The sequence below is a fragment of the Halorubrum kocurii JCM 14978 genome (assembly GCF_000337355.1).
Lineage (GTDB): Archaea > Halobacteriota > Halobacteria > Halobacteriales > Haloferacaceae > Halorubrum > Halorubrum kocurii.
Map to the genome: position 1 here is coordinate 1 of NZ_AOJH01000096.1, position 26657 is coordinate 26657.

Sequence of the window (26657 nt, forward strand, 5' to 3'; positions counted from 1 at the left end):
TTAAACTATTCTTTCGGATCAGGGCAGATCACGGATGAACAATCACACATACGAATCTAATGCGATATTCTCTCCAATCGAGTGCTAATCTTGAATCTGAGTTCAACTATATCGGCCGTAATATATAACAGACTATCACGCGAACGGGGCGTATGGACGAGCGCGACGTGCGGCTGTTGAAGGCGATCTCGGACCTCGGCACCGGCAGCCCGGAGCGGCTCCACGAGGAGACCGGCATTCCGGTGTCGACGATCCACTACCGGCTGAACAACCTCCGGGAGGACGGCGTGATCGAGAACGACCTGTACGACCTCGACCACGAGGCGCTCGGGCTCGGCGTCACCGTGATCGTGGAGGTGCTCGCGGACTACGAGGGTCCCTACGAGGAGTTCGCGGACGAGCTGCTCGCGGTCGAGGGCGTGACGGAGGCGTTCTTCACAATGGGCGAGACCGACTTCGTCGTCCTCGCGCGGCTCTCCTCGTCCGACACCGTCGAGCGCCTCATCAGCGACTTCGAAGCGATCCCTGAGGTCGAGCGGACGAACTCGACGTTCACGATCGCCGCCCTGCGCGACGAGCCGCGCGCGCCGGCGACGTACGACCTCGACACGCTGATCGAGGAGCTGACGGAGTAGCGCCCGGGAGGCCCTACGACGTGATCGAGGGCCCCACCGAGCGCTCGACGTACAAGAGCGCCACGAGGCCGAGGATCACCAGGGTGTAAGAGAACGCGGCGAACAGCGCGTCCTCCGTCGTGGAGTACTCCGTGGTCCGGAAGATGATAACCTTCCGGACCATGGCGATGACGCCGGTGTATATCACCAGCCTGACGATGCGTCGAGTGTCGCTCTGCTCGATGTAGGCGACGACCGTCTCGTACACCTCGACGATGATCAGCAGCAGCAGCCCGGTCTCGATGAAGCCGATCACCACGTTCGGGTCGGTGATCTCCCCGGTCGGGACGGACTCGGCGATCTGGATCGCGAGGTCGACGACGCCGATGCCGAAGAGGAGGGCGAACAGCGCCGCCGCCGCGAGCTCGACGCCGTGGATGAACCAGTTGGTCGCGTCGGAGACGCGGTCGCCGCGCGACCGGGGGAGCGGCGCTTCGTCCGGCCGGTCGCCCGCGGACTGGTCAGCCATCGGATCTCTCGGATCGATCCTCGGGTTCCCGCCACGTAAAGAACGGGCCTAACGAACCGGGGCCGCCCTACGACCGCTTCCCGATCTCCTCGCGCAGCACGTCCGAGACGACCTCGCCGTCGGCCTTCCCGCGGAGCGCGCCCATCGCCTCGCCCATCAGCCCGGAGAAGGCGCCCATCCCCTCGGCCTCGATCTGGTCGGCGTTGCGCTCGACGACTTCCACCACGGCCTCCCGGACCTCGTCTTCGCTCACGCCCGACAGCCCGGCCGCCTCGACGGCCTCGGCCGCCGACAGCTCGGGACGCTCGGCGAGCGTCGTCAGCACTTCGGGGACCCCCTCCTTCGCGAGGTCGCCCTCCTCGACGAGGTCGAACAGCGCGAGGAAGTGGTCGTCGGTCAGGGCGTCGACCGGCGCGCCGTCGCGCCGTATCTCCGTCGTCGTCGACTCCAGCGTTGACGCGGCGAAGGTGGGGTCGACGCCGCGGTCGGCCGCGGTCTCGAACAGCGGGAACCGCTGGCCGAACGCGACCTGCTCGGCGAGGCCGGCGCCGAGCCCGAACTCCTCCGTGTACCGCTCGGCCTTCTCGTCGAGCAGCTCCGGGCGTTCAACGTCGGAGGGGTCGGGCTCGACCGGCGGCACGTCCGTCTCGGGGTACATCCGCGCGGCGCCCGGCAGCGGCCGGAGGTAGCGCGTCGTCCCGTCGTCGTTCGCGCCGCGGGTCTCCTCGGGGACGCCCTCGACCGCGGTCTCGGCGCGCTCGGCGGCCGCCTCGATCGCGAGGTCGGCGGTCTCGGGGTCGGCGGCGACGATGGCGACCGCGTCCGCTGGGTCGGCGCCGACCGCGTCGCGAAGGGCGTCGACCTCCTCGTCCGTGACACCATAGGCCGGCAGCTCGTCGGTGTGGAAGATACCGCCCGCGCCGTGGCGCTTCGCGTGGTCGGACAGCTCCGTGCCGAGCCGGCGGTCCGGCTGGATCTCGCGGCCGACGAGCCCGTCGAAGCCGAACAGGGGGACCGCAGTGACCTTCCCGCCTGCGTCGAGGGCGCCGCGGATCACGCTCGACTCGGTGTCGGCGAAGACGTCGGTCACGTCCGAGACGTCGCCGACGCTCGCGTCGCGTTCGCGGAGTTCGTCGCGGATCTCGAGCAGCTCGGCCTGCCGCCCGACCTCGCCGCGGACGATGTCCTCGATCCCTTGGAGGTCCTGCACCCCCTTCACCTCGACACGGGCGCCGTCGGCGATGGAGACGTTCACGTCCTGGCGGATCGTGCCGAGCCCGCGCTTGACCGCGCCCGTCGAGCGGAGGAGCATGCCGATGCGCTCGGCGGCCTCGCGGGCCCCCTCTGGGCTCCGGATGTCCGGCCCGGTCCCGATCTCGACGAGGGGGACGCCGAGCCGGTCGAGCGAGTAGACGACGCCGTCGTCGGTCTCCTCGACGCGCTTGGCCGACTCCTCTTCGAGCATGAGGTCCGCGATCGACACCGTCCCCTCGCTCGTCTCGATCTCGCCCGCCTGTCCGAGCAGGATCGAGCGCTGGAAGCCGGAGGTGTTCGAGCCGTCGATGACGAGCTTCCGCATGACGTGGGCCTGGTCGACGACGGACAGGTCGAGCAGGTCGGCGATCTGGAGGGCCACGGAGAGCGCCTCCTCGTCGACGCGGCGGGGCGGCTCGTCGTCCTCCTCGACGAGGCAGGTGGTGTCGTACCCGAGGTAGGTGAACTCGCGGTCGACGCGGCTCTCCTCCATGGCGGCGTCGTCGAGCTCGCCGAGTTCGCTCTTCGTCGGGTGGAGCCGGCGGGTGATCGACCGGTCAGCCTCGTCCGGGTCGCGCTCGGTCGTCGGGGAGTCGCAGAACAGCTTCGTCGCCGTGTCGAGCTGCTGGTGGATCTCCAGCCCGGCGACGAGCCCCAGCTCCTCGTGGTCGTACTCGGGGGTCGCGTCCGTACTCATTACGCCTCACTCCGACGGCGTGCGACTAAAAGGGTGGCAGTTCGCGCGAGGGATGCGCGCCCGGAACCGGCAATGTGATTTATAAATGAACGATGCGGTGGCGCGTGCCTCCGAGCGGCCGCTAAAGGCGGCCGCGAGGAGCACGCGCGAGGGATGCTGCGAACGCCCGAAGGGCGTGAGCGGCGAGGCTGGGGAGGTGTGCGGTGCTGTGCGGTGCTGGGCGGGGACCCAAAGGGGCAGCAGGGAGGGGCTTTGGGGCGACCCCCGTCGATCCGTCGGCAGCCATTTATAAACGATCGACTGGGGATTCGAAAACGATCGTCGCGTCACCAGTTAGAGCCGAGTATCGCCGTCACTCGTCGCGTAGCGGTCGAAAGGAATTATGCGTGGGTGCTGTCGTAGAGACAACACCGTGCATCGTGGCGGGTGTGCCGCCGAGCGATGCGTGGGACCGGATTTGAACCGGCGGACCTCTACAGGACAGCGCCCTCAACGCTGCGCCGTTGGCCTGGCTTGGCTACCCACGCTCGCGGTGTTCTATCGCATCTCCACGTACCCTTCCCCTAATTAAAAGCCCTTCCATTCGACGGGACCGTGTCGGAGGTTGCCATCGACTGAGAGCCCGCACGCGCGACGACCCGGCGGGCCGGAACCGGCACGGGTTTGAGAGTGGCGCCCGTGCGATCGATTATGTCTGAGTGGGCCCGCGAGAACGTCCCGTTGCTGACCGCTCTCCTGTCCGTCGCCGCGCTCGCGCTCGTGTTCGGCGCCGTCGGCGGCGCGATTCCGAGTACCGTTCTTCCGCGCGCGAGCGACTCGGTCCTCGCCGCGCTTCCGCATCTCAATGCCGCGATCTCCGCGACCGCGATCGCCACCATCCTGCTGGGCTGGCGGGCGATCTCCCGGGGGAACGTCCGGCGTCACAAGGCGTTCATGCTCTCGTCGTTCGCCCTGTTCGCCGCGTTCCTCGCCAGCTACCTCTACCGGCTGATACTCGTCGGGACCGCCGAGTTTCCCGGCCCGGAAGCCGTGTACAGCTACGTCTACCTGCCGTTCCTCGCGGTCCACATCCTGCTCGCGATCGCCTGTCTCCCGTTCGTCTTCTACGCGCTCCTCCTCGCCGCCACGCGACCGATCGAGGACCTGTATCACACCCGGCACGCGCGGGTCGGCTTCGTCGCCGCGGTCCTCTGGCTGATCTCCTTCACGATGGGGATCGGCGTCTACCTGATGCTGTACCACCTGTTCTGACGCGAGAAAACGACCGACGGACGCGGCGAAGCGGACGGACGACCGACGACCCGCGCTACTCCTTGTTCGCCATCTTGTGGGCCGCGTAGAACAGCGGCACCAGCAGCGCCCCGGCGAAGCCGAAGCCGAGCGCGAGCGCACCGATGTCGCCGGCGGAAAGGGCTTGACCACCGGATCCCCCGTCGTCGCCGTCGCCGCTTCCACCGTCGTCGCCGTCGCCGCTTCCACCGTCATCGCCGTCGCCGGGCGTCACGAGGTCGTCGTCGACGGACCCGATCGCGACCGCGCCCTTCATGCCGACCGATTCGTGGGGCTCACAGGCGTAGTTGAACGTGTCGCCCTCCGCGGCGTCCTCGAAGGTGTACTCGAAGGTGGTCCCCTCTTCGCCGACCGGGTCACCGCTGTCGAACGTCTCGTCGACGGCGACGACGTTGTGGTCACCGCCCTCGCCGGTCCACTCCCAGACGACCGTCGCCCCGGGATCGATCAGGATGGCGGCCGGCCCGAACTTGAGGCCGTTCTCGCCCGCGCCGACTTCGACCGTGACCTCGTCCTGCCCGGTGTAATCGTGGGTGCCGTCGTAGTTGTCGACATCGTCCAGCCAGCCGTCATACTGGGCCGCCACCCCGCCGGGAGCGGCGGCGAGTCCGGTCGCGGCGGCGGCGCCCGCGGCGCCGACCCTGAACAGTCCGCGGCGACTCATCGTCGTCTCGTCGGCGTCGGATGTCATACCCCTACCTCCTGTCGTGCGCGTATTTAAGCTCCCGATACGCGGCGCCGGGGACCGGGCGCGCCGAGAGGGGGCACCGGGAATCGGCCGTCGACCGCTCAGTCGTCGGCCGGAGTCGCGCCGGGTGCGGTCCCCGCCACGTCGCGGTCCGTCTCCTCGCCCTCCACGTCGAACGGGTACTTCCCGGTGACGCACCCGAGACAGAGGTCCGCGCGGCTCTCGCCGAGCGCCTCCGCGACGGCGTCGATCGAGAGGTACGACAGCGAGTCGGCGCCCACCTCCGCTCGGATCTCCTCCGTGGAGGCGTCGGCGGCGATCAGCTCGTCGCGGGTCGCCATGTCGATGCCGAAGTAGCAGGGCGCGACGATCGCCGGCGCGCCGATCCGGAGGTGGACCTCCTCGGCGCCCGCCTCGCGGACCAGTTCAACCAGCTGGGTCGAGGTGGTCCCCCGAACGATCGAGTCGTCGATGATGGTGACCGACTTCCCCTCCACGGTGGACTTGATCGGGTTGAGCTTCAGCCGGACGGCGCGCTCGCGCTCGTCCTGCGTCGGCATGATGAACGTCCGGCCGACGTATCGGTTCTTCATCAACCCCTCCGCGAACTCGATGCCGCTCTCGCCGTCCGGACGAGACTCGCCGTCCGGAGTCGTCTCGCCGGCGGCGTCGGCGTACCCGGAGGCGAACGCCCGCCCCGAGTCCGGAACGGGCATCACCACGTCCGACTCGACGCCGGACTCCTCCCAGAGCTTCCGGCCGAGCTTCCGGCGGACCTCGTACACGAGGTTCTCGTCGATCACGGAGTCCGGGCGCGCGAAGTAGACGTGTTCGAAGAAGCAGTGGGCGGTCGACTCGCGCTCGACCAGCTGATAGGTGTCGTAGCCGGAGCCGTCGGGGTCCAGGACGACCAGTTCGCCGGGGCGGACGTCGCGGATCAGCTCGCCGTCGAGAGTGTCGATCGCCGCCGACTCGCTGGCCAGGACGTAGCCGCCGTCGATCTTCCCGAGACAGAGCGGGCGGTTCCCGAGCGGGTCGCGCACGCCGAGGACCGTGTCGTCGTGGGTGATCGCCAGCGAGTAGGAGCCGTGGATCCGGTTCATGGTGTGTTTCACGGCGCGCACGAGGTCCTCTTCGAGGAGGTTCCGCGCGAGGTCGTGGGCGATCACCTCCGTGTCGCCGTCGGAGGTGAACGCGTGGCCGGCCGCCGCGAGCTCCTCGCGCACCTCGTCGGCGTTGACGAGGTTCCCGTTGTGCGAGAGCCCGAGCGACCCGGACTTGAACGAGACCGAGAACGGCTGCGCGCAGCTCTTGTCGAGGCTGCCGGCGGTCGGGTACCGGACGTGCCCGATCCCGGTGCCGCCCGACAGCGACGCCAGGTCCCCCTCGTCGAAGGCGTCGCCGACGAGCCCGCGCTCGACGTGGCTGTGCTGTTGAAACCCGTCGTGCGTGACGATCCCCGCGGACTCCTGGCCGCGGTGTTGGAGCGCGTACAGCGCGTAGTACAGCGGGCGCGCGGCCTCGCGGTCAGCGAGCGAGACGCCGACGACGCCGCACTTCTCTCGCGGCTCGTCAGCGGTGTGGTCCCCACCGGCTTGCATATACGCGTCGGTGGGACGGGAGGCGGTAAAAACCCTCGTGTTCGTGGTTCAATGGCCCGTTTAAACCGGTGTTATATACAGTATCGTGGATCGAACGGCCGCCGCCCGCCGAACTCACGCCCCGCCGACGTACTCGTCTAACCGCTCGAAGTACGCCTCCCGCGGCACCTGATAGGCCCCCCGGTAATCCACGTCGCCGGTGACGAACCGCTCCGCGACGTCGACGGCGGCGGTCGCGCCGGCCTCGCGGCTCTCGTGCGTCTCGGAGACGGCCTCGATCTCGGGCTCCAAGAAGAGGACGACGTGCCACTCCTTGGTCGCGTACTGCCCCGACCCGGGGCGGGCGTTTCGCGCGCCGTTCGTCAGGTAGATCGTCGGGAGACACTCGGGCGGGAGATCGTCGCCGCCGAACACGTCCGGGCGGTAGACGAGGATCGCCCGGCCGCTCGGCTCCTCGTTCCACACCCGCCAGCCGTCCGGCAGCGCCTCGAAGCTCATGACGGAACTCAGTCGTCGAGGCATGAAAGGGTCGCGCTCCGGGCGGAGCGACGCTGCCACAGCGGTCTCCCCGCCGATCTCTCAGTCGACGATGTCGGAGCCGCCCGGCGGCAGGAACTCCTGCAGCTGGTCGGCGCTCGCCACCTTCCGCACGAACGAGGTGTCGGCGAACCGCCCTTTCAGCTCGCGGTACACCATCATCGCGGCGTCGTTCTGCGCGTACATCCCCGGCTCCAGCGTGACGCTCGTCGCCGCGCGGTCGACGATCGCCGAGGGCGGGCCGCCGATAGCGCGCGTGACGGGCTCGCACTGGACGCCGACGGCGACCCGGCAGGGCACGTCCTCAAAGTAGGTGCGGTCGCCGCGGATCACGAAGCTCCCCTTCTCGATGTACTCGCCGCTCTCGGGGGTCTTCGACACCTGATCGGGCTCAACCATGTACGCGTCGCCCGCGCCCCGCCCGTCCTTCCAGTCGGAGGAGTAGGAGACGGCGAACTGCGCGGCCTCCCGCAGCGTCTCCTCGGAGAAGTCGACCGGGTCGGCGGACTCCGAGGGGCCCGCGGCCTTCAACAGGGTCACCGGCCCGCCGTGCGCCTGCGTGTGGAAGAACCGGTCGTGTTTGCCCATGTACTTTTTCACGAGCTCCTCGTTCTGGTCGGCGTTGCGCCCGCCGATGACGAGATAGCCGGTCGAGGTTCGGAACCAGCGGAACCGCTCGAACCAGTCGTCCGGGCTCCGGATCGGGATCGACGAGCGCGAGAGCCAGTCGGTCTCGTACTCCTCGTCGTCTGCGTCGTCGTCCCCATCTCCGTCGCCTCCGCCTCCGGGGGTTTCGTCCGCGGCCGCTTCCTTCGCCTCCCACTCGGCCTTGCGCTCCTTGACCGCCTCCAGCTCCCGCCTGGTCGACTCGATCGCTTCCATCGCGCCCTCCTTTTTCCCCTCGATCCGCTTGGCCTCCTGATAGAGCCGGTCGGCGTTGACCTCTACGCCCGCGCTCGCGTCGAGCTCGACGCGGACCGAGTCGCCGTCCTCGTCGTCGAGTTCGACCGTCACCGTCCCCTCGCCGCCGTCGACGTCGACGACGGCCTCGGCCGCCGGGATCCCGCGATCCGCGCCGGCGTCGAGGGTCTCCGCGATCTCGTCCCACGGGACCTCCGCCTCGCGGGCCTCCTGCACAGTCGAGAGCACCTCGTCGACGAGGTCGTACTCGGCGTACAGCAGCTCCGCGCGCTCGCGCTCGGCCTCGGCCTGCTCCTCGAACCCCTCGATCGCCCCGCGCTGCTGTTCGATGATCCGCTCCTGTTTGGCGATCTCCTCCTCAAAGTCGGGCCGCGAGGCGCTGGCGTCCGCGGGGGCCTCACCGGCGTCGGTGTCCTCGGCTTCGAGCCGGTAGAAGTACTCGTCGACGGCGGCGTTGAAGGAGTCGAAGCCGACGCTCGGCAGCCCCTCGTGCTCCGAGAGCGGGAACGGAGTGACGTCGACGACGCGGGGGTCGCGGTCGTCGGACTCGGCGTCCTCGCCCCCGTCGCCGCCGTCGAGCGCCTCCTCGTAGACGCGCGGGTCGATGTCGCCGGAGCGGAGTCGGTCGCCGATCCGGGAGAGCGCCTCGTGAAGCGCGCGGAGCTGGTCGTCGGTCACCTCGTCGACGGGGAGCGTCTTCTCGACGCCCGCGCGGGTACACACCTCCTCGGCGTAGAGGCCGCCGAGGTTGAGCTGCGTGGCGAGGGTCCGCACCACGTCGCTGTCGGACTCGCGCATGTGGCGTTCGAACCCGCCGGGGCTCACGTCGAGGGGGTTGAGCCGCGAGGCGGGGTACTCGTACTGCGCGCCGGGCGCGACCGTCCGGGACTTCAGCCGGACGGTCGACAGCGCTCCGACGACCTCGCCGGTCTCGTCGAGTGCGGCGACGTTCCCCTGTCCGAACAGCTCGGCGACGAGCGTCGTGTTCTGGTCCTCGCGCTCGAACTCGAACGTGAGGATCCGGTCGAACTCGTACTGCTCGACGCCCGCGAAGTCGGCGCCCGCCATCCGATTGCGGAGCATCTTCGCGAAGTTCGGCGGCCGCCCGGGCGCGTCGGCGACGTGTTCGGCGTCCGCGACGTGGGCGCGCTTAACGTCGCCCACCTCGATCATGAGCTCCACCCGGCCGCGGTCGAAGTCGCGGAGCTTCAGCCGGAGCAGGTCGTCGTCGTAGAGGTACGCCTTGTCGACCTTCGCGCCCTCGTACCGATTGAGCTCGGTGACGAGCGCGCCGAGGTCGATGCTCGACAGCTCCCGCTTCTGGTCCATACTCCACGGAGACGACCGGCCCGGAAAAAGGCGTGTCGTTGTGGGTGCGGTGGGACCGTCGCGTTCCGGCCTCCGACTGGTTCACGGTCCCGTGCGAGCGGGATCGGAGCCACAATCATATTTCTGCGTAAATTATATGTGCGCATAATACCAGGAACAGGTCGAATGCCTAACACTACCAAACGAACGTTTCTCAAGCTGAGCGGATCGCTGCTCGGTGGCATCGCCCTCGGGACGACGGTGACGGCCGCGGAGCGGACCGATCGGTTCATCGTCTCGACGAAGGAAAAAGCCAAGCTGAGCGATCTGACGGTCGTTCACGAGATGCCCGGGATTGACTACGCAGTCGTCCGGGGCGGCGAGTCGAGCGTCAAGCGAGCCGTGAGTAGCTACGCACCGGACGTACAGATTGAACTCGACTCCCCAGACGTGAACGAGGAGGCACCGACGCTGGACGCGTCCGACTACGAGGGGCAGCCGGGCGATTTCCTCCAGTGGGACAAGGCCGACCTGGACGTCCCGGAGGCGCACGAGACGACCGAGGGGGAGGACACCCGGGTCTCGGTGATCGACTCCGGCGTGCTGGAGACGCACCCCGATCTGGCGGGGCCGCTGAACCTCGACCTCTCCCGGAACTTCACCGACGACGGCGGCGACCACAACCCCGTCGGCGGCGACGACCACGGGACCCACGTCGCCGGGATCGTCGCCGCGGACAACGGCGGCGGGATCGGGGTCAACGGGACGGCGCCGAAGACCGACCTCGTCGACTGCCGCGTGTTCTCGGGACCGACGGCGTCGTTCGGCGACATCCTCGCGGCGGTCGTCTACAGCGCGAACGTCGACGCGGACGTGGCGAACCTCTCACTGGGCGCGTATCCGGTGCCGCGACAGGCGCAGGGTCAGTTCTACGGCAAGGTCCTCAACAGCACGATGACGTACGCGAACAAGGAGGGAACGCTGCTCGTCATCGCCGCGGGGAACGACAGCGCCGACCTCCAGCACGACAAGAACTTCATCAGCCTGCCGAACGAGGGCGCGCAGGCGCTGTCGGTCGCGTCTACCGGTCCGATCGGATACGAATGGGACGCCGACGACGATGGTGAAGTGGCCGATGTCGCGGCACCGCCGGAGAGCCCGGCGTTCTACACGAACTACGGAACGAACGCGATCACGCTCGCGGCGCCGGGCGGCGACGCCGATCTCGATGCAACCGGAACCGACGTTCCGTGGTTTAACGACCTCGTGTTCAACACCGTGTACGCCCACAACGGTTCGCTTACGTCCGGAACGTTCGGGTCGAAGTCAGGCAAGTACGGAGGAAACGTCACCGCGATGTGGACCGGCGATTCCGACGGTTCCGTCGCGGTTTCCGGGAGTCCACCGTCCACCACCGACGACGTTCCATGGTACTCATCAGTCGGGTTCGGCGGTGTTGAGTTCACCGCTGGCGGAAACAAATTCAACGGCGACGAAACGATCACTGTCGAGTACGAGACGGGCCCCGAACACGAGCGGCACGCACCCGATTGGATCTCGGTCTACCTCACAGTGCCGCCCGCGGGCGACGAGGACCCGACGAATTACGTCGCTGTCGACTGGCAGGTCTCTGAGGATTCGGGATCGACAGTGTCGTGGACGGCGAACGATACGTTCGGAGACGGTTCAGGCGGGGTGTTCGAGGCGAGCAACGTCGTCGAGATTTTCTCGGACAATGACATCGATCCCTCCTCACCGAATGCGGCAGAGAGCGACGTCATCGGTTCCGCAGTCGTGACCGGAGTCGGCGTCTTCAGCGGCGGCGGCGTGGGGCGGGACGACTCAGTCGATATCACGTACACCGGGGTCGCCTTCGAAGGCGAAGATCTCCTTATTCCGCAAACTCCGGGATACAGCTGGAAGGCCGGCACATCGATGGCCGCTCCAAACGTCGCCGGCGCGGCGGCCCTCGTCAAGAGCGCGAACCCGGACTACAACGCCAATCAGGTCGAGGCCGCGCTGAAGAAGGCCGCCGAAGTGCCCGACGACTACGGGAAGGAGTACTACGGCGCGGGCTACCTGAATATCCTCGACGCGCTCTGACGGCGCCCGGGAGTTTCGGTTTCCGCCCTACAGCCGCTTCGACACGTACGGCCCGTCCTGGTGGTAGCCGAGCTTGTTCCGGTAGTACTCGCGGGCGCCGATGCCGGAGATGATCGCCAGCTTGCGGTAGCCGGCGTCGCGGGCGAGTTCCTCCGCGCGTTCGAGGAGCTTCGTCCCGTACCCCTGATGCTGCCAGTCGCCGTCCCCGCCGATCGCGACCTCGCTGCCGTACACGTGGAGCTCGCGGATCAGCGCGGCGTCCTCCAGTTCGCGGCGGATCGCGTCGTTCTCGGTGCCGGGCGCGCCGGGCTGGTCGGGGGCGAACGAGGGGAACCGCAGGCGACAGAACCCGACGAGCAGGTCGCGGACGGGGTCCTCGAAGGAGATGAAGTGTTCCGTCCCGCCGCCGGCCTCGTAGGTCAGCACGTCGAGTTCGACGTCGTCCGGGTCGGGGTCGGCGTCGTTGTGACCCACCTCGCGGGCGCGGATGTCGCGCTGGACGATCCCCTTCTGTTCGGCCCGCTTGTCGGCGAGCTGCCGGAGGTTCGACTTCCAGACGCCGCCCTCGATGAAGTCGGCGGGGATGTCGCGCTGGACGCGCTGGAGCCGCGTGTACTTCGGGATGTGGTCCATCGCCTCGGCTACCACGTCGGCCGCCTCCTCGTTCGAGAGCGGCTCGAACTCCTCGCGGCGCCACCGGTCGTACACTCGGGTCCCCTCGACGACAAGCGTCGGGTAGATCTTCAGGTAGTCCGGGCGCCAGTCGGGGTTCTCGAACAGCTGGCGGAAGTCCTCGATACACATCTCCCGCGTCATCCCCGGCTGGCCGGGCATCATGTGGAACCCGACTTTGAACGCGGCGTCGCGCAGCCGGCGGTTGGCGTTGCGGGAGGCCTCGTTGCCGTGGCCGCGGTGCATCTCGCGGTTGATGCGCTCGTAGGTGGTCTGGACGCCGACCTCGACTTTGGTGCCGCCCAGATCGAGCATACGGTCGATCTGCTCCGGGTCGCACCAGTCCGGCTTCGTCTCGAACGTCGTCCCGATGTTCCGGATCTCGTTGGTCTCGTTCTCCGCGATCACGTCCTCGAGGTACTCGAACTCGGTCTCCTCGGGGTCGGGCGCGAACGACACCTCCTCGGCCGGCTCGGGCTCTTTATCGAGGTCGTAGTCGTTCATCGCCTGCAGGGCGCGCTTGACGAACCACTCCTGGTAGTCGTGTGAACGCGCCGTCATCGTCCCGCCCATCAGGATCAGCTCGGCCTTGTCGACCGGGTGACCGATCTTCCGGAGCTGTTCGAGCCGGAGAGTGACTTGTCCGTACGGGTCGTAGTCGTTCTGCTCGCCCCGCGCCGCCGCGGGCTCGTGGCCCGTGTACGACTGCGCCGAGGAGAACTCGGAGGCCGGCCCGCCGGGACAGTAAAGACACTTCCCGTGCGGGCAGAGCTTCGGCGAGGTCATGATCGCGATCGGCGAGACGCCGGATGCGGTCCGGACCGGCTTCCGCTGGACGACCTCGATCACGTCGTCGCGGGCCTCCGGGGGGGCGTGGTCCAGTATCTCGGTGTTCTTCGGCACCTTCGGGGAGCCGAACTCCGAGCAGGCGTCGAGCTTGGCCGACTCGAGGTCGTCGCGGTCGATCTCGCCCGCGAGGATCCGGTCGACGAGGTGCTCGCAGGTGCTGACGAACGCCTCGGGCTCGGCCTCGGTCGCCTCGCCGCCGGACTCGTCTTCGGCGGCCGCGTCGCCTGCCGCGTCGGTACTCATTACCCTCCGATCGACGTGTTTCGGGGTTAAGCGTGTCGCACCGGGAGAACCGGCCAGTTTTAGGTCCGGGATCGCGTAGCCGCGGCCGTGTTACGCAAGGACCTCCTGCGCGTCTCGCGGGCCGGCGGCGGGTACCGCCCTCGCTTTGCGACTCGCGAGCACCGCCCGCTCGCGGCGCGGGTGCTCGGGACGTTCGAGTCCCACGTCGGGGAGCGCCGCGGCGACCTCGACGACGCGCTGGCGGCGCTGGAGGCCGACGCCGCGGGGTCCGGCGGGGACTTCAAGCTCGTCCGCGGGCTCGCGGCGCTCGTCGAGCGCGAGTGCGAGTTCGAGACCCGGGCGCCGGTCCCGCCGCGTCGCGTCCGGCGGGCCGCGTTCGAGGCGGCGGCTGTCGGGGTCGCGAGCGAGACCGAACGCGAGGCCGCCATCGACCGCGCCGCCGATGCGCTCGGGATCGACCCCGAGATCGTGGACTCGTCGCTGTACGCCGACCGCGACGTCAACGAGGTCCTCGTCGACGCGGACGTGCGGTGGGACCCCGACTCGCTCTTGACGCAGTACGACCTCTCGCTGGCTCAGACCGCCCTCTTCGACGCCACCGAGGTCCGGGTGCGGTCGAACGATCCGAAGCGGCTCGTCTCGGCGGTCAAGCGACTGCGGCTGATGTACGAGGTGGAGCGGACCCCCGAGGGCCGCGAGCTGGTCGTCACCGGCCCGGACGCGCTCTTCTCGCGCACGCGTCGCTACGGGACGGCCTTCGCCAGACTGCTCCGGACCGTCGCGGAGTCGGCGGAGTGGGAGCTCACGGCGACGATCGACGACCGCGGCCGCGAGCGAACCATGCGTCTTTCCGACGGCGACGTGACGGTGCCGGGCGTCGAGCCGGTCGCGGAGCCCGACTTCGACAGCGGGGTCGAGGCCGACTTCGCCGGGCGGTTCCGCGGGCTCGACCTCGACTGGACCCTCGTCCGCGAGCCGGAGCCGCTCGAAACCGGCACTCGGGTGATGATCCCCGACTTCGCGTTCGACTACGGCCACGCCGACTTCCGCCTCTTTTTCGAGGTGATGGGCTTCTGGACCCCCGAGTACGTCGCGAAGAAGCTCGGCCAGCTCGCGGACGTGGAGGACGTGGACCTGTTGGTCGCCGTCGACGAGAGCCTCGGCGTCGGCGAGGAGATCGCCGCGCGCGACCACCGCGTGGTCACCTACTCGGGGACCGTCCGCGTGAAGGCGATCGTCGACGTGCTCCGCGAGTACGAGGCCGAGTTCGTCGCGGATGCGGCCGCCGACCTCCCCGAGTCGCTCTCGCCCGACGCCGACGCGATCGGGCTCGCCGAGCTCGCCGACGCGCACGGCGTGAGCGTCGAGGCGATCGAGGACAAGGCGTTCCCAGACCACGAGTTGGTCGGGCGGACGCTCGTTCGCCCTGCGCTGTTGGAAGCGATCGGCGAAAGCATCGAGGCCGGGATGGCGCTCTCGGAGGCCGAAGAGGTCCTCAACGATCACGGTATCGACGACGCGAGCGCCGCGCTCTCGCGGCTCGGGTACCGGGTCGAGTGGAAGGGGCTCGGCGGCGGGACGCTGCGGGAGAAATCGGAATAACGTATTTAAATCGGTGCGGTGGCGCGTGCCGACGAGCGGCCATCGGCCGCGAGTCGCACGCGCGAGGGAGTCAGTCGCCGGAGCGAAGCGACGGCGACTGACGAGGCTGGGGAGGCGTGAGGTGCTGGGCGGTCGCGGTGGGGTGGGACTCAAAGGGGCAGTCGCCGGCGGCAAAGCCGCCGGCTGCCAGAGGCGCAAAGCGCCTCGCGGCTGGGGCTTTGGAGGAGTTCGCCGTCGATCTACAGTCAACCAGTTATAAGTGAGCGGCTGGGGCTTTGGTGGTGTTCACCGCCGACAAGCGGCCAACCACGTATAGCCGAGCGACTGCGGCTTTGGAAACGTTCTCCGCCGATCCGAAATTAGCTATTTATAAGCAGTAAATCGACGTGCGAACAGAATCGTCACTCCACGACGGGCAGGTCCGCCCGACTTCCCTTCGGCACGACCGAGCGCAGTTCGTCGTATAAATACAGTCCAACTCCGATCGGCGCCTGCCCGCCCGCGATCTCGTGAGTCGCGATCAGGTACCCCCAGTCGCCCTCCCACTCGGGGAGGTCCTGGTCGTCACCGGCAGCGAACCGAGACGCCTGCTCAGGATCCAGTTCGATCACGTTCGTCGTCGCGTGGTGGCCGAACCGGGTGGCCGCCCGGCTCGTCGGCTTCCAGTGCTCCTGGCGCGTCCGGAGGAAGGTCATCCCGATCGCCTCCACCGCGCTGGGGTCGGTCGCCTCGCCGTTGAATATCCAGACCTTCCCCGCGCCCTTCTCCCAGAAGCTGTACTCCTCGAAGACGCTCGGCTCGATCCCGAACCGCTCCGCCCACCAGTCGAGCACCTCCCGACGACTCGCGCGGCCCTCGACCTCGCGGTCGGCGGGGGTCTCGGGGAGGCGGTCGAACCGCTGGCCGTCGTTACTCTCGTCGGTCGACGCGTCGCTCATGCGCTCACCTCCTCGCCGTCAGCCGCGGTCTCACCGGCCTCCCCGCCGACCCGAAGCTTCGCGCAGAAGAACCCGCCCGTGTCGTTGTGGTGCGGGTAGACGCGGTGCGCGCGCGTCACCGACTCGTCGTACGTCTCGCCGTCCCACTCCGTCACTCCCGGAACCGTGTCGAGCGGGAGGTCGAACGCGACGACCTCGCAGTCCTCCGCCGCCAAGACGTGATCGAGCACCGCCTCGTTCTCCTCGGGGGCGAACGTGCAGGTGGAGTAGACGACGGTGCCGCCGGGGCGGGTCGCCTGCACCGCGCGGGCCAGGATCCCCTTTTGAATCCCGGCGACCGCGTGGACGTGGTCGAGGGTCCACTGGTCGACCACGTCCGGGTTCTTCCGGCAGGTCCCCTCACAGGAGCAAGGAGCGTCGACGAGCGCCCGGTCGAACTCGTCGAACGCCAGCGGCTTCATCGAGAAGTTGCGCGCGTCCTGATTGGTGACGATCGCGTTCGTGATACCGAGTCGCTCGGCGTTGTGCCGGAGCGCGGAGAGCCGCCCGAGATTGTTATCGTTGGCGACGACGGTCCCCTCATCACCCATCGCGTCGGCGATCTGTGTCGTCTTGCTGCCGGGCGCCGCGCAGGCGTCCCAGACGCGCTCGCCGGGTTGCGGGTCGAGCGCGAGCCCGGGCAACACCGACACCTCCTCCTGCCCGTGGGTCCAGCCGTGGACGTACGGCCAGTTCCCGCCGGGGTTGCCGTCCGGGAGCCGGAACAGCCCGTCGTGCCAGTCGACGGCCTCGTAGGCCACGCCCTCCTCGGCGAACGCCTCGCGGACGCGGCCCGGTGAGGCCGCCAGCTCGTTCACGCGGACGACCGACGGCAGCGGCCGGTCGCAGGCCGCGCGGAACGCCGCCGCGTCGTCGACGAGCGGCTCGTACCGCGCTAACGGATTCATGGCGCCCCTTGCGCGCCGGGCGGTTAGTCGGTTTCGGGACGGGGGCGATCGCCTCGCGCCCCACCTTTAGGTCGCTGCCCGGAGTACGCGGGCGTATGGCACGCATCACCGTACTCGACGACGAGGTGTCGCTCGACGAGCCGACGCTGGTGGAGGGGTTCCCCGGCGTCGGGCTCGTCGGCAAGATCGCGACCGATCACCTGATCGAGGCCCACGAGATGGTCCACTACGCGAACGTCAACTGCGACGGGCTTCCGCGCGTGGCCGTCTACCGCGAGTCGGACCCCTCGCTGACGACTCCGGTGCGGCTGTACGCGGACTCCGAACGCGACCTCGTGGCGCTCCGCAGCGACGTGCCGGTGAACCCCGGCGCGGCCACCGAGGTTGCCGGCTGTCTCGACAACTGGTTCGCGGAGACCCGCGCGTTCCCCGTGTTCCTCTCCGGGCTCGGCCGCGAGAAGGACGAGTCACCGCCCGACCTGTACGGCGTGGCGACCGGGAACGGCAGCGAGGCGCTCTCTCGCGCGGCGGTCGAGGAGCCGCCGGAGTCGGGGCTCGTCTCCGGGCCGACCGGGGCGATGCTCGCGGAGTCGCTGGAGCGCGACCGCGACGCGGTCGGCCTCGTCGTCGAGTCGGACCCGCAGTTCCCCGACCCGGAGGCGGCCCGGATCCTCATCCGCGACGGCATCGACCAGATAGCGGGCATCGAGACCCCCACCGAGGGGCTCGTCGATCAGGCGACCGAGATCCGGAACGCGAAGCAGGCCTTCGCGAAGCGGATGCAGGAAGCGACCGAAGAGAGCTCGCAGGCGGAGCCGCTGAAGATGTTTCAGTAGATCTGAGACCGCCTTCCCGCAACCGAGCCTCACTCCGCCGTTTCCAGCTCGTCGAGGATCGGCCGGTACTTGAGCTGGACCTCGTCCCACTCCCGGTCGGGGTCGGAGTCGGCGACGAGGCCGACGCCCGCGAAGAGGGTGGCACGTCGGGCGGTCGCCACCGCCGACCGGATCGCGACCGCGAACGCCCCGTTGCCGGCGGCGTCGATCCAGCCGACCGGGGCGGCGTACCAGCCGCGATCGAACGGCTCCGTGTCGTGGATCGTCTCGAGCGCGCGGTCTGGCGGGAGCCCGCCGACCGCGGGAGTAGGGTGAAGCGCCTCGACGAGGTCGAGGACGTGGCGGTCCGCGTTCAGCTCGGCCGTGATCGGCGTGTGGAGGTGCTGCACCGTGGCGAGCCGCCTGACGCGGCGCTCCCCGGCGGAGATGGAGGCCGCGAACGGCTCCAGCTGCTCCCGGACGGTGTCGGCGACGAGCTCGTGTTCGTGGACGTTCTTGGCGTCGTCGAGCAGCTCCTGTGCGAGCCACTCGTCCTCCGCCGGGGTCTCCCCGCGGCCGGTCGTCCCCGCGAGCGCGTCGGTCTCGACGGTCCGGCCGCGCAGCGCGACCAGCCGTTCCGGCGTCGCGCCGAAGAAGGCGCTCCCGTCGGCGTCGGGCTCGAAGTAGTAGCGGTGGCAGTCGGGATACTTCTCGGCCAGCCGGTCCAGCGTGGCGGCGCGCGGGAACGCGGCGTCGAGGTCCGCCTCGAGCGCCTGCGCGAGCACGACCTTCCGGAGGTCGCCGCCGCGGATCCGGTCGACCGCGGCCTCGACGCTCTCGCGCCAGGCCTCGCGGCTCGTCGTCCGACGGGTCGCGGCGATCCCGGGTCGAGGCGGGCGGTCGTCCGTCGCCGCGAGCCCGCCGATCCGATCGCGCTCCTCCGCGAGCCGTTCCTCGACCGCGTCGGGGTCCGCGTCGGCACCGACCGCGTTCACCGTGAGCCACACCCCGTTGTCCGCGAACGTGACCTGGACGCGCGGGAGGACGAACCGGGCCTCGGGGAACGGTGCCCACGGGTCGCCGTCGCACCCCCCCTCGTGGAAGGCGAACCCGCCGAACAGTCGGGGGCGGGCGGCCTCCGTCCCGGCGTGGACGTTGCCGGAGTCGAACAGGTCGTCGGCGCCGGCCCGGATCCGGGCGAACCGGTCCGGGCCGCTCGCGGTCAGCGTCGCGGCCGCGCCGCTGCCGAGCACCAGGGCGTCGCCGGGGGCGTTCCACGTCGTCCGCGGCGCCGGGAGCGCGTCGAACGCGGCCGCGAACGCGGGCGCGTCGATTCCGGTCGTGCGGCTGACGAGGGTCGGCCCCGGGGACGAGCGCGCCCGTTCCATTACTGATGGGTCGGGTCCGGGGAACCTTTATCCTGACTATCGCGGGAACTGACGGCCGAACGGTCGGGCGCGCGGCCGGACGGCGGGGAGCCGTAGCGCACCTCGTCTATCAGCTGTAGCGCTCCTCGTCTATCAGCTGTAGCGCTCCCAGTCGTTCAGCTGTAGCGCTCCCAGTCGTTCAGCTGTAGCGCTCCCAGTCGTTCAGCTGTAGCGCTCCCAGTCGTTCAGCTGTAGCGCTCCTCGTTCCACGGGTTCGCGGTGTCGCTGTAGCCGCGCTTCTCCCAGTAACCGAGCTCCTTCTCCGTGAGGAACTCGACGCCGGAGACCCACTTGGCCCCCTTGTACGCGTACTTGTGCGGGGTGACGACCCGGATCGGGCCGCCATGGTCGGCGGGGAGGTCGTCGCCGTCGAACCCGTACGCGAACAGCACGCCCTCGCGGGCGCACTCCTCCAGCGAGAGGTTCGTCGTGTAGCCGTCCAGCGCGTGGAACAGGACGTGTTCGGCGTCGTCGTGCACGCCCGCGCGCTCGGCGACCTCGGCGAACTCGACCCCGGTGAACGCGCAGTCGAACTTGCTCCAGCCGGTGACGCAGTGGAAGTCCTGTCGCTGGGTCACCGCGGGGAGGTCGCGGAACGCGGAGAGCGAGTACGAGAGCGGATCGTCGACCGCGCCCCAGACTTCGAACGCGAACGTCTCCGGATCCCACGAGGGCGTCCCGCTCTTCGAGAGCACCGGGAAGCGGTCGGTCTCGCGCTGTCCCGGCGGGAGTCGGTCGTCTCCGAACTCGCGGTAGAGGTCCGTGAGGTCCTCGAACGCGTCGCGAGCGTCGGCGTCGCGAGCGTCGGCGTCGGGAGCGTCGGCGTCGGACGCGCCGGCTTCGGTCATGACCGCCCGTACGTCTCTGTGTCACCTATGAGTGTCGCTCTCGCGAGAGCGGCCGACGGCCGGCGTCAGCGGACGGACGCGCGGACATATTGGATATAACTCATGAATTGTAATGAGTGAAAGAGGAGTTCGAAAGAGTAGAATCTCCTTTTCAATTTTACCCGAAATCGGTTTCTAATAACCGTACCATCGACGCCATATTTATATACCCATTCCCATTACTCCCGTGCAGGAAATGCCACAAGTAGAGATAACCGTGCCGGAGCATCTGGAGATGCAGATCGCTCAGATGGTCGAGCAGGGAGAGTTCCTCAACCGCGAGGAGGCGGTCGAAGAGCTCTTGTCGACGGGAATAAAGGCGTTCAAGACGAGCGGTCCGCGAGACGACGAGGACTCCAGCGGGTTCGAAGACGAGGGGATGATGGGCCACGAGGACGAGTACGTCTTCTGAAGCGGCGCGTCCCCGGTCTCGTCCCGATCGGCTCCGGTTTTCGCGGTCGGACGTCGAAACGCCGCAGTAGCGTGCGTATACCCCTCAACAACGCTTAAAGGGTGTACGGACCGTACCAAGGGGTATGCACAAAGACGAGCTTCTCGAACTCCACGAACAGATGGTGACGATCATGGAGCACTTCCGCTCCCACGAGACCGTCGACGGCTCCCTTTTCGACCCGTACGACGAGCTCGACGTCGACCCCTCGCACGTCCACAAATCCAAGAGCGAACACAAACACGCCGTGTTCGTGCTCGGCAACGCGCTCGCGAACGCGATGAGCGAAGACGAGTTCTCGCCCGCCGGCCGCGTCGGCAAGCGCATGGAGGAGCTCGCCGACGACGCCGAGAGCAAGATCTGAGGGGCGGCCGTAGCCGTCGTCGGTCGGAACGCGGGCCGAAGCGACCCGCGAACTCTTAAGCGCTCGGCGGCACCCACATCCACATGGTCGCGGAGGCGCTCTCGTCCGATGCCGCCCACCTCGTCGCCGGCGGTGTCCTCGCCGTCGTCGCGCTCGTCGTCGTGTACCGGGCCGACCGGCCGAACGGCGCGTGGACGCGGTCGCTCCGCTCCCGGTTTCTCCTCGGCGTCCCGTGGGGGACGCTCGTCGCGATCGCCGCCGTCGTGGCGGTCTACCTGTTCGTCCAGAGCGGACTGGAGAACCCGAACCGCCCCGTCGTTATCCCCTTCCGCTCGTGGTCGTACTTCTATCCCGAGGGCATGTTCTGGTCCGGACTCGCGCACTCCGGGCGGGGCCACATCACCGGAAACCTCTTGTCGACGCTCGTCGCGGGCGCGCTCGCCGAGTACGCTTACGGGCACTTCCCCGGCGGCCGCGATGTCGACGACGGAACCGGAACCGTGCGATCGGCGCTTCCGTCGGTCGAGTCGCTCCGGTCGGTCAGGTCGCTGTCTCCGGGCGACCTCCGCGCGTCGCTGCGGCGGTCGGTCGGCGCCCGCTCGCCGCTTCCCGCTCGCGGAGCGCTGGCCGCGAACCCCTACGTCCGGGCGTTCGTCGTCGTCCCGGGGGTGATGCTGTCGTTCGGCGTTCTGTCGTCGCTGTTCGCGCTCGGTCCGGTGATCGGCTTCTCGGGCGTGGTGTTCGCGCTATGGGGGTTCGCGCTCGTCTTCTACCCGGTCGCGACGATCGCTGCCCTCACCGGTTCGAGGCTGGTGAACGTGGCCTACGAGACGCTTCGGAACCCGGTCGTCGTCTCGGAGGCGAGCGGGTCGTACGGGCCGCCGAGCTGGGCGAACATCGCGATACAGGGGCACGCGATCGGGCTGATCGGCGGAATCCTCGTCGCCGCGTGGCTCGTCCGTCGGCGGCGCCAGAGCGAGGTGACCGAGCGGATCGATCCGGAGTCACGGACGACCGCGTTGGTCGCGTTCGGCGCGGTCCTGCTGTTCGGAGCCTCACGCCGGCTGTGGGCCGTCTACTGGTATCTCGGGAACGAGCGCTACGAGCTGTACCGCGCGGTCGGCCTCGGCCTGCTCGCGGTCCTCGCGGCGATTGTCGCGCTCGCGGTCGCCGGCCGCGACGAGCCGATCCGGCCGGAGGTGGCGGTGTCGACGCCCGAGACGCTCCGCGAGGGACTCCGATCCGCGACGCCCGCGGCGGTCGGGCTGCTGCTGCTCGTCTCCGCGCTGGCCGTCGTGGCGGGACCGGGGATCGCCCCGAACCTCGTCGCGGTCGACGACGAGGAGCTCCCGGGCGACCCGATCGAGGTCGAGGGGTATCAGGTGACGTACGCCGAGAACGTCGAGGACCGGGTGGTGAGCGTCGTCGACGTAGAGGCGTTCGGCCGGTCGACGAGCGTCAACACCTCGGGGGTGATCGTGGCGAACGCCGACCGGGAGATATGGACCACCGCGGTCTCGAAGGGGAACCTCGCCTTCTGGGGGTACCGCGCGGTCGACGTGGGCGGGACGGGCTGGCGCGAGACCGTCTGGGTCCAGCGCACCGGCTGGGTGGCGGCGAACGGCGGCCCGACCTACCGGGTCGACGCGGTGCGCGACGAGACGCGCTCGACGCTGTTCACGAGCGAGCCGGCGCGGGCCGAACCGCGGATCGACGGCCGAAACGTCACGGTCGCCGCGGTCGAGGGCGGGTTCGAACTGCGCGTCGACGACGGGGGAGAGCGCGATGTCGCCCCGCTCCCGGCGACGAACGAGTCGGTGACGCTGCGGGGAGTCACGTTCGTCCGTGAGAGCGACACGCTGTTCGCGGAGCGGGGGGAGACGCGGGTGCGGATCGCGGAGCTGGAGCGCTACGAGGGGCGCCAGTGAGCGGTCACGTCCACTCGATCCGGTACACTTCGGTGTCGATCTCGCGGGCGGCGTCGGTGTGGTGCTCGAACTGCGCCTCGATCGCGAAGTCGGCGGCGAACGCGTGGGTGACCTCGCCGCCGTTGTCGGCCGCGAACGCCTCGACGAACTCGCGGCTGCCGGCGTTGTGGACCGAGTAGGAGACGGCCGCGACGCGGCTCGCGGTCGCGAGGAACCCGCGGTCGGCGTTCCGGTTCCCGTCCTGCGCGCCGAAGGGCGGGTTCATCACGACGGTCACCGGGTCTGGCACGTTGAGCGGGAGCCGCGTCGCGTCGCCCTGAAGCCAGTGGACGGGCGCGCTCGCGGCGACCCGACGCTCGTTTTCGGTCGCCGTCGAGAGCGCGCCGCGGTCGAGTTCGATCCCGAACACGCGCGCGGGACCGCGGAGGGCGGCCGCCAGCGCGAGCATGCCGGTCCCGGTGCCCAGGTCGAGGACGGTCCGGCCGTCGACGTCGCCGTGGAGGTCCGCGAGGTGGACGACGTGCGCCGCCAGGTCGGGGGGCGTCGGGTACTGTTCGAGCGCGGCGCTGGGGGCCTCGAAGCCGGCCACGACGCCGAGCTTGGTCGCGAGTGAACGCTTCGACGCCATCCGATCAGGCGGCGGTCGAGCCGCCGTCGACCCGGACGAGTTCGACGCCCTCGCGGCGCGCGCGTTCGGCGAGCGCCGACAGGGCCGGCTCGGCTGCCTCACGGTCGGCGATCTCGTCGAGCCCGACCTCGATCCGCCCGGCGCCGAGGAACGACGCGGCGCGGACGAGTTCGCGGAGTCGGTCGGCCTCGCGCTGGGCGGCGAGGGTGTCGCCGCTGTCGAACCGGGCGGCGACGGAGAGGGTCGCGGGCTGGTACCCCCGCGCAGCGAGCTCGGCTTTGAGGTCGCGGAGGTGTTCGGGGGCGGTGCTCTCGAGGTCGGCGGCGTCGACGACGATGGGGTCGATATCGGCCGGGCGACAGCCGCGGAGCGCGGCTTCGATCCCGTCGGACTGCGTCGTGCTCATGCTCCGCTATATTCATTAGTAATACAAAAGCTTTGTTGAATGTCCAATAGTAATACGCCGTCGGTCACGTTTCGTGTTCCTTCCGGCGGCGAGCCGGGTCAGATCCCGCGGATATGCCGAGGGACGGATAACGGTGAAATAGCTGTACAATGGCCGGAGAGACGCTGTGTCCGCTTTCCCGTGGACCGCGTCGACTGGCCCGATCGGAGAGCTCGAACAAAGATTTAAATGCGGCAGTAACCAGAAACCTTATAATGGAACGTCCGAGCCGCCAGCGCCAACAGGAGCGGGAGACAGAGCGAGAATCGGACGAAGAAACGGTTTCCTGTCCGGAGTGCGATTCGACCGAGATCGTCACCGACGCCGACCAAGAGCTCGTCTGCGAGGACTGCGGCCTGGTGCTGGACGAACGGAACATCGACCGCGGGCCGGAGTGGCGCGCGTTCAACCACTCGGAGCGGCAGTCGAAGTCGCGCGTCGGCGCCCCCATCACCGAGACGATGCACGACAAGGGGTTGACGACGACGATCGACTGGAAGGACAAGGACGCGTACGGGCGGTCGCTCTCCTCCGAGAAGCGGTCGCAGATGCACCGGCTCCGCAAGTGGCAAGAGCGGATCCGGACGAAGGACGCCGGCGAGCGCAACCTCCAGTTCGCGCTCTCCGAGATCGATCGGATGGCCAGCGCGCTGGGCGTTCCCCGGTCGGTCCGCGAGGTCGCCTCCGTCATCTACCGACGCGCGCTGAACGAGGACCTGATCCGCGGCCGGTCGATCGAGGGCGTCTCCACCGCCGCCCTCTACGCCGCGTGTCGACAGGAGGGGATCCCCCGTTCGCTCGACGAGGTCGCCGACGTGTCGCGCGTCCCGCAGAAGGAGATCGGTCGCACGTATCGGTACATCTCACAGGAGCTCGGCTTAGAGCTGAAACCGGTCGATCCGAAGCAGTTCGTCCCGCGGTTTGCGTCGGCGCTCCAGCTGAGCGAGGAGGTGCAGTCGAAGGCGACGGAGATCATCGACGTCTCCGCCGAGCAGGGGCTGCTCTCCGGGAAGTCCCCCACGGGATTCGCCGCGGCGGCCATCTACGCCGCGTCCCTGCTGTGCAACGAGAAGAAGACGCAGCGCGAGGTCGCCGACGTCGCGCAGGTCACCGAAGTTACCATCCGCAACCGGTATCAAGAGCAGATCGAAGCGATGGGTTTCCGGTAGCACCGCTGTCCGGCCGCTCCGTCGACGCGTCGGCGCGTCAGACGCGTCTCCGTGATCGGGTTTTTAATCGACACCGGGCGTACCACACCACGAGATGTACTCTCAGATCCTCGTGCCGACCGACGGCAGCCCGGCGTCCGACGCCGCGATCGAGCACGCGATCGATCTCGCGCGACACTATGAGGCCCGCCTTCACGCCCTCTACGTCGTCGACGGCGCGGCGTACTCGACGCTCGAAGCGGGCGCCGAGATCGTCGTCGAGGCGCTCGAGTCCGAGGGACAGGAAGCCACGCGCCGCGTCGGCGACGCCGCCGCGGACGCGGGCGTCGACTGCGAGACGACGGTCACCACGGGGACCGCGTACCGGTCGATCCGCGACTACGTCGAGGAGAACGACATCGACGTGATCGTGATGGGGACCCACGGCCGGAAGGGGCTCGACCGCTACCTGCTCGGCAGCGTCACCGAGCGGGTCGTCCGCACTTCCGACGTGCCGGTACTGACGGTACGCCAGCCCGCCGATGAGTAGCCGACGCCCGCGGATCCGGTGAGACCGATGCGTGACTGGCTGTCACACCGCGTCGTCTCGTCGCCGGACCACACCGCGCTGATACGGGCCGAGGACGGAGAGGCGTGGACTTACACCGACCTCGACCGGCTGGTCGACGAGACCGCCGGCCGGCTCGTCGCGCACGGGATCGAAGCGGACGACAGGCTGGGCGTGCTCACGCCGCCGTACGTCGGGACGGTCGGGCTCGTCCACGCAGCGATGCGGATCGGCGCGACGTTCGTCCCGCTCGGACAGGAGCTCACCGAGCGGGAGCTCGGCGAGCGCGTCGAGCGGGCCGACCTCGATGCGGTGGTCTGCGCGGAGCCGACGGAGGACGCCGCTCTCGGCGCCGTCGAGGAGTGCGACGGGAGGTCCGTTCCGGTCCTCTCCGTCGACGATCCGGCCGCGGAAGGCGTCACGGCGGTACACGGTCTCGACCCGGAGTCGATCGATCCGCCGGACTGGGACGACTCGGATTACCTCTGTATTCTGTTTACGTCGGGGACGACGGGCAACCCCAAGCCGGTGCCGCTCACCGCGGGCAACGTGTACAGTTCGGCCGTCGCCTCCGCGTTCCGTCTCGGCGTCGACCAGGGGGACCGGTGGCTCGTGTCGCTGTCGCTGCACCACATGGGAGGACTCGCTCCGGTGTACCGCTCCGCGCTGTACGGGACGACGCTCGTGCTCCGCGAGGGGTTCAATCCGGGCGGGACCGCCGACGATATCGACACCTACGACGTGACCGGAATCTCCCTGGTTCCCACGATGCTCAAGCGGATGCTCGACAGGCGCGGGACCCTCTCGGACACGCTGCGCGTGGTGCTGCTCGGCGGGGCGCCCGCCTCGGACGAGCTGCTCGAACACTGCCGCGACTACTCGATCCCGGTGTACCCGACCTACGGGATGACCGAGGCGGCCTCCCAGATAGCGACCGGGACGCCCCGGCAGACGAGTGACAGGCTCGGCACCGTCGGCCGCTCGCTGTTCGGCACCGACGTGACGATCGTCGACGAGGACGGGAGCCCCGTCGAGGACGGGGAGGCCGGCGAGATCGTCATCGACGGCCCGACGGTGACCCCCGGGTATATCCCCGGACCGCAGGAGCAATCCGAGCCCCCGTGCGCCGACGCGGACGACGGGGACGAGGAGAGCGACGGCGGCGCGGGCGGAGAGAGCGACGACGGGGACGAGGAGAGCGAC

At 69.0% G+C, this 26657-nt stretch carries 24 protein-coding genes and 1 tRNA gene; 11 read left to right on the forward strand and 14 right to left on the reverse strand.

What is annotated here, in order from left to right; all coding sequences use genetic code 11:
• Positions 1–152: 152 nt before the first annotated feature.
• Complete coding sequence (locus C468_RS15275) at positions 153–635, forward strand: Lrp/AsnC family transcriptional regulator (protein WP_008849808.1); 483 nt, start codon at positions 153–155, stop codon at positions 633–635.
• 13 nt (positions 636–648) lie between these two features.
• On the opposite strand, the gene C468_RS15280 is transcribed toward C468_RS15275, so the two are convergent.
• From C468_RS15280 to C468_RS15290, 3 genes are all read right to left on the reverse strand, one after another.
• The gene (locus C468_RS15280; RefSeq protein ID WP_008849809.1) at positions 649–1143 is read right to left on the reverse strand and encodes a phosphate-starvation-inducible PsiE family protein; all 495 of its coding nucleotides are present in this window, start codon (positions 1141–1143) and stop codon (positions 649–651) included.
• Positions 1144–1210: 67 nt separating this feature from the next.
• The gene (gatE, locus tag C468_RS15285) at positions 1211–3094 is read right to left on the reverse strand and encodes a Glu-tRNA(Gln) amidotransferase subunit GatE (RefSeq protein ID WP_008849810.1); all 1884 of its coding nucleotides are present in this window, start codon (positions 3092–3094) and stop codon (positions 1211–1213) included.
• Positions 3095–3536: 442 nt separating this feature from the next.
• A tRNA-Leu gene (locus tag C468_RS15290) sits at positions 3537–3621 on the reverse strand.
• Between the two features lie 163 nt (positions 3622–3784).
• On the opposite strand from C468_RS15290, the gene C468_RS15295 reads away from it, so the two are divergent.
• Positions 3785–4345, forward strand: a complete 561-nt coding sequence (locus tag C468_RS15295; protein ID WP_008849811.1) for a DUF420 domain-containing protein — start codon at positions 3785–3787, stop codon at positions 4343–4345.
• A 55-nt stretch (positions 4346–4400) separates the two neighbouring features.
• On the opposite strand, the gene C468_RS15300 is transcribed toward C468_RS15295, so the two are convergent.
• The 4 genes from C468_RS15300 to rqcH form a co-directional block, all read right to left on the reverse strand.
• The gene (locus tag C468_RS15300; RefSeq protein WP_008849812.1) at positions 4401–5075 is read right to left on the reverse strand and encodes a halocyanin domain-containing protein; all 675 of its coding nucleotides are present in this window, start codon (positions 5073–5075) and stop codon (positions 4401–4403) included.
• A gap of 98 nt (positions 5076–5173) precedes the next feature.
• A complete protein-coding gene (gene purF, locus C468_RS15305; RefSeq protein WP_008849813.1) occupies positions 5174–6673 on the reverse strand; it encodes an amidophosphoribosyltransferase in 1500 nt (499 codons plus the stop codon).
• Positions 6674–6787: 114 nt separating this feature from the next.
• Positions 6788–7171 carry a DUF5820 family protein gene (locus C468_RS15310; protein ID WP_008849814.1) on the reverse strand — a complete coding sequence of 128 codons (384 nt, stop codon included), beginning with the start codon at positions 7169–7171 and terminating at the stop codon, positions 6788–6790.
• Positions 7172–7252: 81 nt separating this feature from the next.
• The gene (gene rqcH / locus C468_RS15315; RefSeq protein WP_008849815.1) at positions 7253–9460 is read right to left on the reverse strand and encodes a ribosome rescue protein RqcH; all 2208 of its coding nucleotides are present in this window, start codon (positions 9458–9460) and stop codon (positions 7253–7255) included.
• A gap of 165 nt (positions 9461–9625) precedes the next feature.
• Between rqcH and C468_RS19040 the strand changes: the two genes are divergently transcribed.
• Positions 9626–11542, forward strand: coding sequence for a S8 family peptidase (locus C468_RS19040; RefSeq protein ID WP_008849816.1), 1917 nt, complete (start codon positions 9626–9628; stop codon positions 11540–11542).
• Positions 11543–11569: 27 nt separating this feature from the next.
• Here C468_RS19040 and C468_RS15325 read toward each other — a convergent pair whose 3' ends face one another.
• Positions 11570–13306: a tRNA uridine(34) 5-carboxymethylaminomethyl modification radical SAM/GNAT enzyme Elp3 gene (locus C468_RS15325; protein WP_008849817.1), complete on the reverse strand. Its 1737-nt coding sequence runs from the start codon at positions 13304–13306 to the stop codon at positions 11570–11572.
• Between the two features lie 87 nt (positions 13307–13393).
• On the opposite strand from C468_RS15325, the gene C468_RS15330 reads away from it, so the two are divergent.
• On the forward strand, positions 13394–14908 hold the full coding sequence (locus tag C468_RS15330) for a DUF790 family protein (RefSeq protein ID WP_008849818.1): 1515 nt from the start codon (positions 13394–13396) through the stop codon (positions 14906–14908).
• A gap of 401 nt (positions 14909–15309) precedes the next feature.
• Here the strand turns inward: C468_RS15330 and C468_RS15335 are convergent, their stop codons facing one another.
• Together C468_RS15335 and C468_RS15340 are read right to left on the reverse strand one after the other, a co-directional pair.
• Complete coding sequence (locus tag C468_RS15335; protein WP_008849819.1) at positions 15310–15846, reverse strand: DUF7122 family protein; 537 nt, start codon at positions 15844–15846, stop codon at positions 15310–15312.
• Positions 15843–16793, reverse strand: a complete 951-nt coding sequence (locus C468_RS15340) for an RsmB/NOP family class I SAM-dependent RNA methyltransferase (protein ID WP_008849820.1) — start codon at positions 16791–16793, stop codon at positions 15843–15845. The genes C468_RS15335 and C468_RS15340 overlap by 4 nt, the downstream gene beginning before the upstream one ends.
• Positions 16794–16888: 95 nt before the next feature.
• Between C468_RS15340 and C468_RS15345 the strand changes: the two genes are divergently transcribed.
• On the forward strand, positions 16889–17629 hold the full coding sequence (locus tag C468_RS15345; RefSeq protein ID WP_008849821.1) for a proteasome assembly chaperone family protein: 741 nt from the start codon (positions 16889–16891) through the stop codon (positions 17627–17629).
• A gap of 29 nt (positions 17630–17658) precedes the next feature.
• On the opposite strand, the gene C468_RS15350 is transcribed toward C468_RS15345, so the two are convergent.
• Positions 17659–18996, reverse strand: coding sequence for an isochorismate synthase (locus C468_RS15350; RefSeq protein WP_008849822.1), 1338 nt, complete (start codon positions 18994–18996; stop codon positions 17659–17661).
• Between the two features lie 224 nt (positions 18997–19220).
• Positions 19221–19883: a molybdopterin-dependent oxidoreductase gene (locus C468_RS15355; RefSeq protein WP_008849823.1), complete on the reverse strand. Its 663-nt coding sequence runs from the start codon at positions 19881–19883 to the stop codon at positions 19221–19223.
• 235 nt (positions 19884–20118) lie between these two features.
• Between C468_RS15355 and C468_RS15360 the strand changes: the two genes are divergently transcribed.
• The 3 genes from C468_RS15360 (at position 20119) to C468_RS15370 (ending at position 22665) form a co-directional block, all read left to right on the forward strand.
• Entirely contained in the window at positions 20119–20334 is a 216-nt protein-coding gene (locus C468_RS15360; protein WP_004045951.1) for a DUF7120 family protein, read from the forward strand.
• Between the two features lie 124 nt (positions 20335–20458).
• Positions 20459–20737 (forward strand): UPF0058 family protein, encoded by a 279-nt coding sequence (locus C468_RS15365; protein WP_008849824.1) that lies wholly within the window; start codon positions 20459–20461, stop codon positions 20735–20737.
• Between the two features lie 83 nt (positions 20738–20820).
• On the forward strand, positions 20821–22665 hold the full coding sequence (locus tag C468_RS15370) for a rhomboid family intramembrane serine protease (RefSeq protein ID WP_008849825.1): 1845 nt from the start codon (positions 20821–20823) through the stop codon (positions 22663–22665).
• A 4-nt stretch (positions 22666–22669) separates the two neighbouring features.
• On the opposite strand, the gene C468_RS15375 is transcribed toward C468_RS15370, so the two are convergent.
• Together C468_RS15375 and C468_RS15380 are read right to left on the reverse strand one after the other, a co-directional pair.
• Complete coding sequence (locus tag C468_RS15375) at positions 22670–23293, reverse strand: METTL5 family protein (RefSeq protein WP_008849826.1); 624 nt, start codon at positions 23291–23293, stop codon at positions 22670–22672.
• A gap of 4 nt (positions 23294–23297) precedes the next feature.
• Positions 23298–23699, reverse strand: coding sequence for a hypothetical protein (locus tag C468_RS15380; RefSeq protein ID WP_008849827.1), 402 nt, complete (start codon positions 23697–23699; stop codon positions 23298–23300).
• A 254-nt stretch (positions 23700–23953) separates the two neighbouring features.
• Between C468_RS15380 and C468_RS15385 the strand changes: the two genes are divergently transcribed.
• The 3 genes from C468_RS15385 to C468_RS15395 all read left to right on the forward strand — a co-directional run.
• Positions 23954–24907: a transcription initiation factor IIB gene (locus C468_RS15385; protein WP_008849828.1), complete on the forward strand. Its 954-nt coding sequence runs from the start codon at positions 23954–23956 to the stop codon at positions 24905–24907.
• A gap of 94 nt (positions 24908–25001) precedes the next feature.
• Positions 25002–25436, forward strand: coding sequence for a universal stress protein (locus C468_RS15390; protein ID WP_008849829.1), 435 nt, complete (start codon positions 25002–25004; stop codon positions 25434–25436).
• A gap of 27 nt (positions 25437–25463) precedes the next feature.
• On the forward strand, positions 25464–26657 hold a 1194-nt coding region (locus C468_RS15395; RefSeq protein ID WP_008849830.1), incomplete at its 3' end, for an AMP-binding protein.

Coding starts and splice junctions, on each gene's coding strand:
- C468_RS15275 (WP_008849808.1), top strand. CDS start 153: ATGGACGAGCGCGACGTGCGGCTGTTGAAGGCGATCTCGGACCTCGGC.
- C468_RS15280 (WP_008849809.1), bottom strand. CDS start 1,143: ATGGCTGACCAGTCCGCGGGCGACCGGCCGGACGAAGCGCCGCTCCCC.
- gatE (WP_008849810.1), bottom strand. CDS start 3,094: ATGAGTACGGACGCGACCCCCGAGTACGACCACGAGGAGCTGGGGCTC.
- C468_RS15295 (WP_008849811.1), top strand. CDS start 3,785: ATGTCTGAGTGGGCCCGCGAGAACGTCCCGTTGCTGACCGCTCTCCTG.
- C468_RS15300 (WP_008849812.1), bottom strand. CDS start 5,075: ATGACATCCGACGCCGACGAGACGACGATGAGTCGCCGCGGACTGTTC.
- purF (WP_008849813.1), bottom strand. CDS start 6,673: ATGCAAGCCGGTGGGGACCACACCGCTGACGAGCCGCGAGAGAAGTGC.
- C468_RS15310 (WP_008849814.1), bottom strand. CDS start 7,171: ATGAGCTTCGAGGCGCTGCCGGACGGCTGGCGGGTGTGGAACGAGGAG.
- rqcH (WP_008849815.1), bottom strand. CDS start 9,460: ATGGACCAGAAGCGGGAGCTGTCGAGCATCGACCTCGGCGCGCTCGTC.
- C468_RS19040 (WP_008849816.1), top strand. CDS start 9,626: ATGCCTAACACTACCAAACGAACGTTTCTCAAGCTGAGCGGATCGCTG.
- C468_RS15325 (WP_008849817.1), bottom strand. CDS start 13,306: ATGAGTACCGACGCGGCAGGCGACGCGGCCGCCGAAGACGAGTCCGGC.
- C468_RS15335 (WP_008849819.1), bottom strand. CDS start 15,846: ATGAGCGACGCGTCGACCGACGAGAGTAACGACGGCCAGCGGTTCGAC.
- C468_RS15340 (WP_008849820.1), bottom strand. CDS start 16,793: ATGAATCCGTTAGCGCGGTACGAGCCGCTCGTCGACGACGCGGCGGCG.
- C468_RS15345 (WP_008849821.1), top strand. CDS start 16,889: ATGGCACGCATCACCGTACTCGACGACGAGGTGTCGCTCGACGAGCCG.
- C468_RS15350 (WP_008849822.1), bottom strand. CDS start 18,996: ATGGAACGGGCGCGCTCGTCCCCGGGGCCGACCCTCGTCAGCCGCACG.
- C468_RS15355 (WP_008849823.1), bottom strand. CDS start 19,883: ATGACCGAAGCCGGCGCGTCCGACGCCGACGCTCCCGACGCCGACGCT.
- C468_RS15360 (WP_004045951.1), top strand. CDS start 20,119: ATGCCACAAGTAGAGATAACCGTGCCGGAGCATCTGGAGATGCAGATC.
- C468_RS15365 (WP_008849824.1), top strand. CDS start 20,459: ATGCACAAAGACGAGCTTCTCGAACTCCACGAACAGATGGTGACGATC.
- C468_RS15370 (WP_008849825.1), top strand. CDS start 20,821: ATGGTCGCGGAGGCGCTCTCGTCCGATGCCGCCCACCTCGTCGCCGGC.
- C468_RS15375 (WP_008849826.1), bottom strand. CDS start 23,293: ATGGCGTCGAAGCGTTCACTCGCGACCAAGCTCGGCGTCGTGGCCGGC.
- C468_RS15380 (WP_008849827.1), bottom strand. CDS start 23,699: ATGAGCACGACGCAGTCCGACGGGATCGAAGCCGCGCTCCGCGGCTGT.
- C468_RS15385 (WP_008849828.1), top strand. CDS start 23,954: ATGGAACGTCCGAGCCGCCAGCGCCAACAGGAGCGGGAGACAGAGCGA.
- C468_RS15390 (WP_008849829.1), top strand. CDS start 25,002: ATGTACTCTCAGATCCTCGTGCCGACCGACGGCAGCCCGGCGTCCGAC.